Here is a 13,824-nt window from a genome sequence, read left to right as displayed (position 1 = left end):
TGTCTGATGTTGTCTATATTCATTTTCTTTACTCGTTATTTCCGTTCTCCTGCCAATGCCAGCACCTCGTGCGCAATAACCTCATCGGCATCCAGGATGGCTAATTTTGCAATGTTTTCAGCCAGCGATGCATACCGTTGTTTATCTCCCAGCAATGTCAGTGCCGCGTCGACCAACTGCTGCGGTGCATCGGCATCACTCACCATCCATGCTGCATCCTGCCTGACCAATGCCTGTGCATTTTTTGTCTGATGGTCTTCTGCCACATTGGGAGAAGGCACCAGTATAGCTGGCTTTCCCACAGCGCACAACTCGGCGATCGTACCGGCTCCCGCACGGGCGACAATCACATCTGCTGCGGCATATGCCAGATCCATCCGGTTCAAAAATGCGGTCAGCACAACGCCTTCTGCCTGCTTGGCAGCAACCACCGGCTCCAATGCTTCATAATAATAGCTGCCGCATTGCCAGATTACCTGCACCTGTGCGGCCACCAGTTTATCCAGTCCGTCGCGCAGGCATTCATTCAATGTACGGGCACCGAGGCTTCCGCCGGTGATCAGTATGGTTTTCTTATCCGGGTTCAGGCCGAAAGCAGCCATGGCTTCCGCCCTTTTATCCTGTATATCTACCGACCCGCGGCGTATAGGATTGCCCGTAAACCGTATTTTCTCCGCAGGAAAAAACCGTTCCATGCCCTCAAAAGCCACACAGATCCGCGCTGCTTTCGCTGCAAGCCTTTTATTGGTAATACCCGCATAGGAGTTCTGTTCCTGGATCAGGCAGGGAATTCCCATTTTTGCGGCGGTATAAAGCAACGGACCGGAGGCATAACCACCGACGCCGACTGCGACATCCGGATTAAAATCGCGGACTAGCTGCCGGGCCCGCTGCATACTTTTGTATAATTTAAACGGCAGCGCCAGGTTTTTCAACAACGATTTCCGGTGAATTCCCTGAATGTCCAGACCTACAATCCGGTACCCTGCGGCAGGCACTTTTTCCATTTCCATTTTGCCATTGGCACCCACAAACAGCAAGTCGATACCCGGTTCAATGCGCGTTAACGCATGGGCTATCGCAATGGCCGGGAAGATATGCCCTCCCGTTCCGCCTCCGCTGATGATGACTCGCTTTGCCATATTATTTGTATTCTCCCAACTATCCCATGGCCGGAATTTCACCGACAACAACTTTCTTATTTTTTTGCTGCGTGGCTATTGTTTTCTCCTTCACTTCGTCAATATTACGGCTTACGCTCAGGATAATGCCGAACGCTATGCTGGTAAACAGTATGGATGTTCCCCCCATGCTGACAAACGGCAGCGGGACACCCGTTACCGGGCCCAGGCCCACCGCTACGGCCATATTGGCCAGCGCCTGCAGGGTCAGACTAAAGCCCAATCCGGCAGCAAGCAGCGCACCGAAGGCTTTGGGACTCAGTGTGACGATCCGTATGCAACGGAACATCAATATCACATACAGCGCTACCAATACTACACCGCCAATGGCGCCGTATTCTTCCACGATAATCGCAAAGATGAAATCCGAGTAAGGGTGCGGCAATACATTCCGCTGGTCGCTGTTGCCCGGTCCCTTGCCAAACAGCCCGCCGGATGCGATGGCAATTTTAGCGTGGTCCGACTGGAACGATTTATCCGGATTGGCTTCCTCGCCATTCATGTAAGTCTGCACGCGCGATACATACGTTTGCCGCCGCGGTCCCAACGCAATTACTAATATCAACAGCACAAAAACACCCAGACATACATAAGCAATCTGCTTGATGCTGATCCGGCCAATGATGAGCAGCAATACACTGACGCCGAATAACATCAATGCAGTGGATAAGTTGGCAGGCGCGATCAATGCAAAAATGAGGCATACTGCACCCATAATAGGCAGAAAAGCCCTTTTTACATCTTTAATACTCTCCTGCTTCCGGGTTAAGGTACGCGCAAGAAACGTAATGAGCGCCAGCTTGGCCAGGTCGGATGTCTGAAACGTCTGATTAATCACCGGGATGGTAACCCAGCGGTTGGCATCGTTGATAGTCTCGCCGAAAATCAGTGTATATAGCAGCAGCGGAATGGTAATGGCCATCAATATTTTGGAAATACCGGCATACCATCGATAGTCGAGCAAATGGGAAAAATACATCAATGCAAAACCGCCGACGATGAGCAGTGTATGCTTAATGAGATAGACTTCCGTACCCTTCCCTTCCTTATAGGCGAGTGTGCCAACGGAACTATATACCGCTAATAACGACCATACAGAGAGCACGATGATAATGATCCACAACCAGCGATCTCCCTTCAGTTTTGAAAATACCTGTTCCATTGTCTTTTAGCTGTCTACTGCCGGCTATTCGCCGACGGTTAAATACATAATCCTTGTTTACTGCTCCTCCATCCGCGATCGTCCTTACAAATTCATTACTGCCTCCTTAAACTGGTCGCCCCGGTCTTCATAGTTTTTGAACCAGTCAAAACTTGCACAGGCGGGCGAGAGGAGTACAGTATCCCCTTTCTGCGCGAGATGAGATGCAATCTGCACCGCATCCTGCATGCTTGCGCTGTTTACGATAATCTCCGCGTCTTCTTCCAATGCGTCATAAATACGGGAATTGTCTTTGCCAATGCATACGATAGCATGTACCTTGGTACGTATCAGGTCACGCAGCATCTCGTAATCATTTCCCTTGTCTACACCGCCCATGATCAGTACGATCCTGGGGGCAAAACTTTCCAGGGCATACCATACCGCATTTACGTTGGTTGCCTTGGAGTCATTGATGTAGTTAACGCCCGCAATACAGGCCACAAACTCGAGCCGGTGCGGGATATTCTTAAATGAGCTCATGCTTTCTTTCATGGAAGCATTGCGCAGTTCCTGTGCTTTGGCTACTAAGCCCGAAGCCATATTGTTATATATATTGTGCTGGCCCTGGAGGGAAATTTCATTAATATCCATGATAAATATTGCTTGATTGGGTATGTTAATTACCAGTTGATTCTGTTCATTCAGGTATGCGCCTGCCTCAAATTGCTGTGTCAGGCTAAACGGCAGCATACGTGCGGGGGATTGGTGCGTCTGGAGACCCTCCACGGTCAACGGGTCGTCCGCACAGTAGATAAACAGGTCCTCCGGCCGTTGGTTACGGATAATCCGGAATTTCGAATCCACATAGTTCTGCAGCTTGTACGCGTAGCGGTCGAGGTGGTCCGGGGTAATGTTAAGCAACACGGCGACGTCTGCCCGGAAATGCACCATATCATCCAGCATAAAGCTGCTGATTTCCAGCACATAATAATCATAATTTGCCGTAGCCACCTGCAGTGCAAAGCTGCTGCCGATGTTGCCCGCCAATCCGACATTTAATCCGGCCTGACTCAATATAAACCACGTCAGCATGGTTGTCGTCGACTTACCGTTTGATCCGGTAATGCAGATCAGTTTGGCGTCTGTATATTGTGCGGCGAATTCAATCTCCGAAATGACAGGTATTCCGCGGTCTTTCAGTTGCTTTACAATGGGTACATGGTCCGGTATGCCCGGACTTTTGATGACCAGTACTGCATCCAGTATCCGTGCTTCGGTATGTCCGCCTGCTTCATAGGCAATACCGGCATCCTCCAGCTGGGTTTTATATCGCTCAGCCAGTGGCCCGCTATCGGTAACCCAGACATCAAAGCCTTTCTGCCGGGCCAGTATAGCCGCGCCCACACCGCTCTCACCGGCGCCAAGCACAACAAGCTTGCCGTGTTGGGGGTAATGATATGTCGGTATATTGCCCATCCGCTATCTGATCTTTAAGGTAACAATGGTTAAAATCGCGAGCATAATCCCCAGGATCCAGAACCGGGTAACGATCTTTGCCTCGTGATACCCCTTTTTCTGGTAATGGTGGTGCAAGGGCGACATCAGGAATATCCTGCGCCCTTCCCCGTATTTCCGCTTGGTATATTTAAAATAGGAGACCTGCATGATGACCGACAGGTTTTCAATCAGGAATACCCCGCATAAAATCGGAATCAGTAGCTCCTTGCGAATCAGCACGGCAAACGCAGCGATAATGCCCCCGATTGCCAGACTGCCCGTATCGCCCATAAATACCTGTGCCGGATAGGAATTATACCAAAGAAAGCCGGTGCAGGCGCCAACAAATGCGCCGGCAAAAATGACCAGTTCCTCCGAATTCGGCACATACATGATGTTCAGGTAATTCGAGAAAACAACGTTACCTGACACATACGACAGGATAGCCAGCGTTCCGCCAATGGTAGCGGAAGTACCCGTTGCCAGTCCGTCGATACCGTCCGTTATATTCGCACCATTGGACACCGCGGTAACGATAAAGACCACCACCACCAAAAAAACCAGAAACGTAAAGATCGGGCCGCTTAGGCCGAACACGCTCAGCACCTTGGCATAGTCAAACTCATTGTTTTTATAGAACGGTATATTGGTCTTGGTTGATTTGACATCTTCCGTATAATATTTCCTGCCGGTCGACTCCTGCACCCGCAGTTGTGCTTGTTCATATGCGGCGGGATCCGTCACCTGCTGCCGGACAACGATTTCGGGGTGAAAGTACATGGTACATGCGATGATGGCCCCCAGCCCCACCTGGCCGACAATCTTAAACCGGCCGGCCAGTCCTTCCTTATTTTTACGGAATACCTTGATGTAATCGTCTACAAACCCGATTGTCCCCATCCATACGGTGGTGATCAGCATCAGGATCACATAAATATTATCCAGTTTAGCAAATAACAGTGTCGGCACCAAAATTCCCGCAAGGATAATCAATCCACCCATCGTGGGTGTTCCCTGCTTTTGCTTTTCGCCCTCCAGGCCAAGGTCGCGGATGGTTTCGCCAACCTGCCGGGCCTGCAGCATCCGGATCAGCCGGCTGCCGTAAACAGTCGTGATGACCAACGACAAGATCACCGCTATGGCCGTGCGGAATGAGATGTATTGGAACAGACCCAAACCGGGTATGTGCGTATACTCTTCTATCCAGGTAAATAAATAATATAGCATAGATCTGTTATTGTTCGTTAAACGCGTTAGCTAGTACGGCCTTGTCATCAAATTCGTGCCGTACTCCATTGATTTCCTGATATTTTTCATGGCCTTTCCCTGCCACCAATACAATATCTCCCGGCTGCGCCAGGTGGCATGCTGCACGGATGGCTTCTTTCCGGTCGGCAATAGAAAATACACTCCGCCGGTCCTTCTCGGAAATACCGGCTTCCATCTCCCTGATAATTTGCAGCGGGTCTTCCGTCCGCGGATTATCTGAGGTAATAATCAGTTTATCGCTCTGTCCTACCGCCACAGCAGCCATTTCGGGACGTTTTGTCTTATCGCGGTCGCCGCCACAGCCCAGCACCGTAATAATCTGTTCTCCGTTCTTTCTCAGTCCGCGAATCGTTTCCAATACATTCTTTACCGCATCCGGCGTGTGGGCATAGTCCACAATCCCGATCACACCGGTTTTAGAGATGGTGATATCAAAACGGCCTTCCGCTCCGGACAGGTTGCTGAGTGCCGTCAGCACCTTAACCGTTTCCTGTTCCAGCAAAATGGCAGCGCCATAAACAGCGAGTATATTATAGGCATTAAATCCGCCCACCAGTTTTACCCATACTTCATGCCCGTCAAGCTGCAGTAGCATGCCGTCGAAATGGCTTTCAATTACCTTAGCCTTAAAATCAGCCATATGAGTAAGTCCGTATGCGCGCTTATGGGCAAATGTATTCTGCAGCATCACTTCCCCGTTTTTATCATCGGCATTTGTCAGCGCAAATGCATAGCGGTCCAGGCCGTCGAAGAATGTCTTCTTGGCTTTAATATACGCATCGAACGTTCCATGGAAATCGAGGTGATCGTGGGTAATATTGGTAAAAATACCACCCGCAAAATTTAATCCGGCTATCCGTTGCTGTGCAACGGCATGGGAACTGACTTCCATGAAGCAGTAATCGCAGCCGCCATCAACCATTTCGTTCATCAGTGCATTTAACGCTACCGGATCGGGTGTGGTATGAGTAGCAGCCAGCACACGGTTGCCTACCCGGTTTTCCACGGTCGATAACAAGCCGGCCTCATAGCCCAATTCCCGGAATAGCTTATAAAGCAGCGTAGCCACCGTCGTTTTTCCATTTGTACCCGTAACGCCCACCAGTTTTAACTTCCGGGAGGGATTTCCATAATAGTTAGCCGCGGATACACCCAAGGCAAACGCCGTATCGGCCACCTGTATATAAGTCACGTCATCGTTAGTACTTTCCGGTAACGTTTCGCAAAGCACCGCAATAGCCCCCTGGGCGATCACGTCACTGATATAACGATGTCCATCGGTATGCACACCACGGATGGCCACAAAAAGACTATTCGCTCCCGCCTTCCGCGAGTCGAATCCAAGCTGATCAATGGATACATTCAGGTTACCCACTACTTGTTGTACTGGAATCCCATGAAGTATGTCTTTTAATGGCATCATTTCAATTCAATCGAGATGGATGTTCCTGCTTTTAACCGCTGTCCGGGAAGAAGTGACTGGGCTATGACCCGGCCCTTGCCCGTTACCTTTGCCTGGTAGCCCGAATTTTCGATTGCATAAAGGGCATCAATCAGTCCCATGCCTTTCACATCCGGCACCGTCCCCTCTGTAATGGCTTCATCGGCAAACGGGATACCCTTTACCGTGTCAATATGCTGTGTGCCTCCCGCGGACGCATACATGGTTTTCATTCCGAAAGCGTCGAATACCTTGCGTGTGGCGGATGTGGACCCTTTCAGCGTGGGAGGCAGTCCGGTATTGCCGACGAGCCGAAGCTGGTCAAAGTTATCGTGCATGTCCAGGTCATTCGCATAAACCATATCCGCCAGTTCGCGGAATACCGGTCCGGCGATGGAGGCACCGTAATAACCATTACGGGGATTCCGGATCACCACAATCATGGAATATTTCGGATTATCAGCAGGGAAGTAGCCGGCGAAGGACGACTGATACCTGCGTGCACCGTATCCCGAGGCACCATCGGCCATCTGGGCGGTACCGGTTTTTCCGGCCATCGAATAGTTGGGGCTGCGCAGTCGTTTCCCGGTACCTTCAATCATCACCCCTGCGAGCATCTCCTGCAATTTGTTTATCGTATTTTCCGAGGCAATTTGCTCATCGATGACCCGGGCGTCAAAATGCTCGACCGTATTGCCCAGATGACGGATTTCCTTTACAAACAACGGAGCAATCATTTTACCGTCATTAGCTACGGCATTGTAGAAGGTCAACATCTGCAGCGGGGTCATCAGCAGCTCGTAACCATAGGCCATCTGGGGCAGCGAAAGCTTGCTCCAGCTTTTGCTCTCAGGCGTCTTAATCAGCGGTTTACCTTCGCCCGGTATCTGGAGCTGCAGTTCCTCGTTCAGGTGCAGTCCACGAAGCGCCTTGGTAAATGCGGCCGGGTTATTCCGGTATGCAGTATTAATTATTTTCGTAATGGCCACATTGGATGACAGTTCGAATGCCTGTTTTACGGTGATGGTACCATAGGCGTGGGTATCACGTATTGTATGCCCGGGCACCTGATAAGTTCCGTTGCCCGTTTCAATAACGGTATTCGTATCGATCTTACCATCTTCAAGTGCCACCAGGTAAGACGCCAGTTTAAACGTCGAGCCCGGTTCGGCGCTCTGTGCGATGGCATAATTGAACTTTTCACGGTATACGCCCTCTGAATCGCGGGTGAAGTTAGCTACGGCACGTATCTCACCCGTTGCCACCTCCATCAAGATCACACATCCATTGTCGGCATTGCTTGCAATGAGCTGTTTTTCCAACGCACGCTGTGCCATATCCTGCATATTCACGTCAATGGTGGAAATAATATCGGACCCGTCAACCGGCGCCACCTCAATTTCACGGTTAACAGGCATCCATACCCCCCCAGCGATCCGCTGGACCAGGCGCTTTCCGCTCTGGCCATCAATAAACTCACCATATGCACCCTCCAGGCCCACGTGTATGTTTTCGGCGGGAACTTTATAGCCGATCGTGCGGGCAGCCAGGTTGGTGAAAGGCAGGATCCGTTTATTTTTCCGCTCCGCAATTAATCCGCCCTTGTATTTACCAAGATTAAAAATCGGGAACTCACGAACGGTTTTCAGCTCCTGATGCCCCACATCGCGCTTAATCAGGTAATATCGGTTGCCGTTGGCACGTGCATGCTTAAGGAGACGGGAATACTGGGCAGTAGACTTATCGCCGAAAAAGGCCGATAATTTAGCCGCCAGCGAATCAACTTTAGCATAAAAAACATCATCCTCCTGGATCCCCGGGGCGAGCAGGTCCATGCGCAGGTCATATTCCGGTACCGACGTAGCCAGCAGGCTGCCATCTGCCGAATAGATATTTCCTCTTACAGCCTCCACGTCTACATACCGCGTGGACAGGCTGTCGGCCATGTCGCGCCATTCCTCTCCTTCCACGTATTGCAGGTGAAATAGCTTGACCAGTACGGCAATAGCAATGAGCACAATCAGCCCAAATGACAAATATGCTCGGAAAAGTATGTCTGTCCTGATGTTCATGCTACATGTAATTTTTTATCCTTGTTATTGCGCTAATGTTTTGACTACAACGATCTTTTTCGGTGGCTGCGTACGTTCCTTTAATCCCATGGTATCCACACGTTTTGCAATTTCCGTCTGGGTCGTCAGTTTCATTAAATCAGCGGAAAGCGATTTGTAATCCCAGTTCATTTCCTTGACCTCTTTTCCCAGCCGGTCGATTTCGCGCGCCGTACGTTCAGCGTAATGCCGGTTGGCGATGTATATGATAGCCAGCAAGCCGGCGAAGGCGATAAACGGAATGTACCGCACAAACGACTCCGATGAAAAGCGATCGGAGCCCAGGAACGACTGGAAGAAATTCCGCGTGGCATCCGCCTTTTCCTCCACGGTATCCTGCAGGGCTTCCTGCTGTTCGTCGCTCAATGGCACCTTTTTATAAGCATTCTTTACCATAAAACCAACGTTTTTGAAACCGCCGCGTTGCCGGCGGCAACCCGTTATATTATAATTTTTCTGCTATCCTAAGTTTCGCGCTCCGGGCCCGGCTATTCCGGGCAATCTCTTCAGGGGAAGCCGTTACTGCCTTACGGCTGATTACCGCAAAAGGCTTCAATTCATTACCATAGAAATCCCGCTCCACTTCCCCTTTGAATTTGCCTTTCGCCATGAAGTTCTTCACCATCCGATCTTCCAGCGAATGATACGACATAACTACCAGTCTGCCCCCCGGCTTAAGCACTGCTGCACTCTGCACCAAAAAATCCTGCAGTGCTTCCAGTTCCTTATTGACTTCGATGCGCAATGCCTGAAACACCTGTGCATGGTATTTATGTTCCTTGCCCCGCGGCACCAGTTTCTTGATCATTGATTTCAGCGTTTCCACGGTCTGGATGGGTTGCTCAATCCGGGCAGTCACGATCGTTTTTGCCAACGACCGGGCATTCTGGATCTCGCCATACATACCAAAAATCCGATGCAGCTCAGCTTCGGAATACGCATTAAGCACATCCCGTGCATTCAGGTCGCCCGCCTGATCCATCCGCATATCCAGCAGCGCATCAAAGCGGGTTGAAAACCCCCTTTTCGCGTCGTCAAACTGGTGTGACGACACCCCAAGATCTGCCAGAATTCCATCGACAGCGGTTACCCCATGCAGCCTCAGGTGATTTTTCATAAACCTGAAGTTATGCGGAATAAATACCAGCCTATTGTCATCCGGAACATTTTCTGCCGCATCCGGATCCTGATCAAAAGCATAAAGCCGGCCCGAACCACTCAACCGCTTTAAGAGCGCGCCGGAATGCCCACCACCACCGAACGTGACATCCACATATATCCCCGCTGGCTTTATGGCCAATGCCTCCAGGCATTCATCCAGCATCACCGGCATATGGTAGGCGCTATTCATGATCGTCATCCGTTAGGTGGTCCGCTCCCATCACTTCTTCGGCCAGCGCCGCGAAATCATCATCCCCATCATCTTCCCACAATTGGTTATATGCCTCTTTCGACCAAACCTCTATTTTAGAGAACTGACAGGAAAGCACAATCTCTGCCTGAATCCCGCCATATTCCAGCAACGATTTCGGTAAAAGCACCCGCCCCGCCGAATCCAGCGCCAGCTCGGTGGCACCACGGGTAAAGTCGCGGATAAATTTCCGGTTCTGTGCTTTGTAAGGGTTCAGTTTAGCCAGCTTGGCTGTAATCTTATCCCACTCCCCTTTCGTATAAATCACCAGGTGCCGTTCAAAACCACGGTTAATAACCAACCCTGTACGCTCTACATCAGGCATTTGCCTTTTGAGCGCAGCCGGCAACACCATCCTTCCCTTGGTGTCTAATTTGCAATCAAATTCGCCGATGAGGTGATTCATAAATCCACTTAACCTGATAATGATGAGGTAAAAGTAGGAATTTACTCCACTTTCTCCCACTTTTCCCCACAAAAAAGTTTTCCACACCTATTTTAATGGGATTACGCTTTTTTCTTGCCGCATCTATATCCAATTCGGGGTTTCTTCCAAAAAACAGCTATTTTAGCAACCTCAAATAATAGCATTATGCAACGAACACATACTTGTGGTGAACTGACTACGGCACAACTGGGTCAAACGGTGGTATTAAGTGGGTGGGTACATAAGTCCCGGGACCTCGGCGGAATGACATTTATCGACGTTCGCGACCGCTACGGGATTACCCAGCTTGTGTTTGATGCAGATGCCGACGAGACCCTGCGCAATAATGCGCGCGATCTGGGCCGTGAGTATGTCATTAAGGTAACCGGAACGGTCATAGAACGGGAGAATAAAAACCTGAAAATACCCACCGGGGAAATTGAAATCAAGGTATCCGTACTGGAGGTACTGAACCCATCGAAGCTTCCTCCTTTTACCATTGAGGACGATACCGATGGCGGGGATGATCTCCGGATGAAATACCGTTACCTGGACCTTCGTCGTAATCCGGTACGGAACAACCTGATCCTGCGCCATCGGCTGGCCCAGGAAGTACGACGGTACCTCGACGGCGAAAGCTTTCTGGAGGTGGAAACACCGGTGCTTATTAAATCGACACCCGAAGGCGCCCGCGATTTCGTTGTGCCCAGCCGGATGAATCCAGGCGAGTTCTACGCACTTCCCCAATCGCCGCAAACCTTTAAGCAATTATTGATGGTGTCAGGCTTCGACCGTTATTTCCAGGTGGTAAAATGTTTCCGCGATGAAGACCTGCGGGCTGACCGCCAGCCTGAATTTACGCAGATTGACTGCGAAATGGCCTTTGTGGACCAAGAAGATATCCTCCATACTTTCGAGGGGTTGGTCACTCACCTATTTAAAACGGTCAAGGGGATCGACCTGGGCGCCATTCCCCGCATGCCTTATGCTGATGCAATGCGCCTGTATGGGTCCGACAAACCGGACATCCGCTTTGACATGCCGTTCGTTGAACTGAATCGTATTCTCCAGGGAGCAGGGTTCCCGGTATTTGACCAGGCTGAACTGGTAGTGGGCATCCGTGCTTCGGGATGTGCTTCCTACACCCGTAAACAGCTGGACGCATTGACAGATTTTGTACGGCGCCCGCAAATAGGTGCCTCCGGCTTGGTCTACCTGCGATATAACGCTGATGGCACCCTCAAATCCTCAGTCGACAAATTCTTCGGGCCTGAGCAGCTTCAACAGTGGGCAGCGGCCTTCGATGCTAAACCCGGGGATCTGCTGTTGGTTATGGCCGGCACTACAGATAAGGTACGTAAACAGCTGTGTGAACTCCGACTGGAGGTTGCCGGTCAACTCGGTCTGCGCAGCAAAACTACGTTTGCCCCGCTATGGGTTGTGGATTTCCCACTATTGGAGTGGGATGAAGAAAGCGGGCGCTATCACGCAATGCACCACCCCTTTACCTCACCGAAGGCTGTCGATATCCCACTATTGGAAAGTGACCCCGGCCAAGTGCGGGCCAATGCCTATGACCTGGTTATTAATGGTGTGGAAGTCGGCGGAGGTTCCATCCGGATTCATCAGCGTGAACTGCAGTCGCGCATGTTCGATTTACTGGGTTTTTCACCGGATGAGGCGCAAAAACAGTTTGGGTTCCTGATGGACGCATTCACATACGGGGCGCCACCGCACGGAGGCATTGCGTTCGGCTTCGACCGGCTGGTATCTATATTCGCCGGATTGGACAGCATCCGGGACGTGATCGCCTTCCCGAAAAACAATGCGGGCCGGGATGTCATGATCGAGTCTCCGGCCTCAATCAGTCAGGAACAGCTAAATGAACTGGCCATCGCCTTAAAATAGTGAATGGATACAACAGTTGCCGTATTTTCGCGTTATTAATTTAATTGTCATTTATTATGCCGGCTACCCAAGAGAAAATCTTTCTGAAGGACAGTGCAACCAAAGCATTCGAACCCCGGCATAGGCAAATTATCAATTACAATATTGACAAATATGACGCTGCGGTCCACGTAGGCTTGTCCAGTTTCCAGCACCTGGAAAACGCTAAGCGAAAGGCACACATTACCAAATGGCGGGTAATGGAGAACCTCGACAAGCTATTACCTGAATTTGAGGCCAATTTCCAGAAGAAGGGCGGCAAGGTCATCTGGGCGAACGACGCAGCTGAAGCCCGCAACGAAATATGGAAAATCGTAGCGCAGGCTGGCGCAAAAAGTGTGATTAAGTCGAAGTCCATGACCACCGAAGAAATCGATTTAAACGAATTTCTGGAAGAAAAAGGGGTCCGGACAGTCGAGTCGGACCTTGGCGAGTACATTGTCCAGCTGCTTGGCCAAAAGCCTTATCACATTGTGACACCAGCCATGCACCTGAGCCTACAGGATATTGCCGCGCTTTTTCACGAGCATTTCGGCACCCCGCTGGATGCCTCCGCTGAAGCGCTGACCTTAAAGGCGCGCGAACTGCTGCGGGAAAAATACACGACAGCCGATATTGGCATTACCGGCGCCAATTTCCTGATTGCCGACACTGGCAGCATTGCCGTTACGGAAAATGAAGGCAATGCAAGATTGACCACCACATTCCCCAAAATACATATCGCCATTGTGGGCATCGAAAAACTGATTCCCTCGCTGGCCGACCTGGACCTGTTCTGGCCATTGCTGGCCACACACGGCACCGGACAGCGGCTCACAGTCTACAACAGTATATTCGGGGGTCCGCGCCAAGAAGGGGAAACGGATGGCCCGGAAGAAATGTATGTGGTATTGCTTGATAACGGACGCACCAACCTGCTGGCCCAGAAGGAACAGCGGCAGGGGCTTTACTGTATACGCTGCGGCGCCTGCCTGAACGGATGCCCCATCTACCGGAATATCGGCGGCCACACGTATAACACGACCTACAGCGGGCCAATCGGCTCCATCATTACTCCGCACCTGCAGGGCATGGAACAATTCAAACACCTCAGCTATGCATCTTCGCTCTGCGGCAAATGCACGGAAGTGTGTCCGGTAAAGATCGACATTCACAATATGCTGCTGCTTAACCGGCGTGATGCGGTAGCGAACAAATTGGTACCCCAGACAGAAAAACTTGCCTGGAAAGGCTTTACATTCGCAATAACCAGGCGGAAAATCGTTGATCTGTTTAGCGGAAAGGTTAAAAACCTATTCCTGCGGTATTTCTTCAAAAAAGCCTGGGGCAAACACCGCGAGCTGCCGCAGGTAGCACCAAAATCCTTCAGCGAGCAATGGAAAGCGCGCGATACTAA

11 protein-coding genes are annotated in these 13,824 nt (G+C 50.7%); 2 read left to right on the top strand and 9 right to left on the bottom strand.

The annotated features are described in order from the left end of the window. Positions 1 to 35 precede the first annotated feature (35 nt). From murG to mraZ, 9 genes are all read right to left on the bottom strand, one after another. The gene (murG, locus tag ABWO75_RS11405) at positions 36 to 1,142 is read right to left on the bottom strand and encodes an undecaprenyldiphospho-muramoylpentapeptide beta-N-acetylglucosaminyltransferase (RefSeq protein WP_353185631.1); all 1,107 of its coding nucleotides are present in this window, start codon (positions 1,140 to 1,142) and stop codon (positions 36 to 38) included. 19 nt (positions 1,143 to 1,161) lie between these two features. Beyond that, positions 1,162 to 2,343, bottom strand: a complete 1,182-nt coding sequence (locus ABWO75_RS11400) for an FtsW/RodA/SpoVE family cell cycle protein (RefSeq protein ID WP_353185629.1) — start codon at positions 2,341 to 2,343, stop codon at positions 1,162 to 1,164. Positions 2,344 to 2,427: 84 nt separating this feature from the next. After that, positions 2,428 to 3,801: a UDP-N-acetylmuramoyl-L-alanine--D-glutamate ligase gene (murD, locus tag ABWO75_RS11395; RefSeq protein WP_353185627.1), complete on the bottom strand. Its 1,374-nt coding sequence runs from the start codon at positions 3,799 to 3,801 to the stop codon at positions 2,428 to 2,430. A 3-nt stretch (positions 3,802 to 3,804) separates the two neighbouring features. Beyond that, positions 3,805 to 5,049: a phospho-N-acetylmuramoyl-pentapeptide-transferase gene (mraY, locus tag ABWO75_RS11390; protein ID WP_257657736.1), complete on the bottom strand. Its 1,245-nt coding sequence runs from the start codon at positions 5,047 to 5,049 to the stop codon at positions 3,805 to 3,807. 7 nt (positions 5,050 to 5,056) lie between these two features. After that, entirely contained in the window at positions 5,057 to 6,514 is a 1,458-nt protein-coding gene (locus tag ABWO75_RS11385; protein ID WP_353185625.1) for a UDP-N-acetylmuramoyl-L-alanyl-D-glutamate--2,6-diaminopimelate ligase, read from the bottom strand. Next, positions 6,511 to 8,604, bottom strand: coding sequence for a PASTA domain-containing penicillin-binding protein (locus ABWO75_RS11380; protein WP_353185623.1), 2,094 nt, complete (start codon positions 8,602 to 8,604; stop codon positions 6,511 to 6,513). The genes ABWO75_RS11385 and ABWO75_RS11380 overlap by 4 nt, the downstream gene beginning before the upstream one ends. Positions 8,605 to 8,628: 24 nt before the next feature. Beyond that, the gene (locus ABWO75_RS11375) at positions 8,629 to 9,039 is read right to left on the bottom strand and encodes an FtsL-like putative cell division protein (RefSeq protein WP_353185621.1); all 411 of its coding nucleotides are present in this window, start codon (positions 9,037 to 9,039) and stop codon (positions 8,629 to 8,631) included. A gap of 49 nt (positions 9,040 to 9,088) precedes the next feature. Next, entirely contained in the window at positions 9,089 to 9,994 is a 906-nt protein-coding gene (gene rsmH, locus ABWO75_RS11370) for a 16S rRNA (cytosine(1402)-N(4))-methyltransferase RsmH (RefSeq protein WP_353185619.1), read from the bottom strand. Then, on the bottom strand, positions 9,987 to 10,460 hold the full coding sequence (mraZ, locus tag ABWO75_RS11365) for a division/cell wall cluster transcriptional repressor MraZ (protein WP_353185617.1): 474 nt from the start codon (positions 10,458 to 10,460) through the stop codon (positions 9,987 to 9,989). The genes rsmH and mraZ overlap by 8 nt, the downstream gene beginning before the upstream one ends. A 186-nt stretch (positions 10,461 to 10,646) precedes the next feature. Here mraZ and aspS point away from each other — a divergent pair, with 186 nt between their 5' ends. Both aspS and ABWO75_RS11355 read left to right on the top strand, forming a co-directional pair. Further along, on the top strand, positions 10,647 to 12,389 hold the full coding sequence (gene aspS, locus ABWO75_RS11360; RefSeq protein ID WP_353185615.1) for an aspartate--tRNA ligase: 1,743 nt from the start codon (positions 10,647 to 10,649) through the stop codon (positions 12,387 to 12,389). A 56-nt stretch (positions 12,390 to 12,445) separates the two neighbouring features. Then, positions 12,446 to 13,824 (top strand): LutB/LldF family L-lactate oxidation iron-sulfur protein (locus ABWO75_RS11355; RefSeq protein WP_353185613.1); only part of this gene is annotated, 1,379 nt, incomplete at its 3' end.

Origin of the sequence: Parapedobacter lycopersici (assembly GCF_040395035.1) — a bacterium.
In the GTDB taxonomy this organism is placed as follows: Bacteria; Bacteroidota; Bacteroidia; order Sphingobacteriales; family Sphingobacteriaceae; genus Parapedobacter; species Parapedobacter lycopersici_A.
This window is presented reverse-complemented; position numbering and strand designations above follow the sequence as displayed.

Bases quoted from the DNA above. Each gene is read 5' to 3' on its own strand.
- mraZ (WP_353185617.1), bottom strand. From the start codon at position 10,460: ATGAATCACCTCATCGGCGAATTTGATTGCAAATTAGACACCAAGGGA.
- murG (WP_353185631.1), bottom strand. From the start codon at position 1,142: ATGGCAAAGCGAGTCATCATCAGCGGAGGCGGAACGGGAGGGCATATC.
- aspS (WP_353185615.1), top strand. From the start codon at position 10,647: ATGCAACGAACACATACTTGTGGTGAACTGACTACGGCACAACTGGGT.
- ABWO75_RS11385 (WP_353185625.1), bottom strand. From the start codon at position 6,514: ATGATGCCATTAAAAGACATACTTCATGGGATTCCAGTACAACAAGTA.
- ABWO75_RS11380 (WP_353185623.1), bottom strand. From the start codon at position 8,604: ATGAACATCAGGACAGACATACTTTTCCGAGCATATTTGTCATTTGGG.
- murD (WP_353185627.1), bottom strand. From the start codon at position 3,801: ATGGGCAATATACCGACATATCATTACCCCCAACACGGCAAGCTTGTT.
- mraY (WP_257657736.1), bottom strand. From the start codon at position 5,049: ATGCTATATTATTTATTTACCTGGATAGAAGAGTATACGCACATACCC.
- ABWO75_RS11400 (WP_353185629.1), bottom strand. From the start codon at position 2,343: ATGGAACAGGTATTTTCAAAACTGAAGGGAGATCGCTGGTTGTGGATC.
- rsmH (WP_353185619.1), bottom strand. From the start codon at position 9,994: ATGAATAGCGCCTACCATATGCCGGTGATGCTGGATGAATGCCTGGAG.
- ABWO75_RS11375 (WP_353185621.1), bottom strand. From the start codon at position 9,039: ATGGTAAAGAATGCTTATAAAAAGGTGCCATTGAGCGACGAACAGCAG.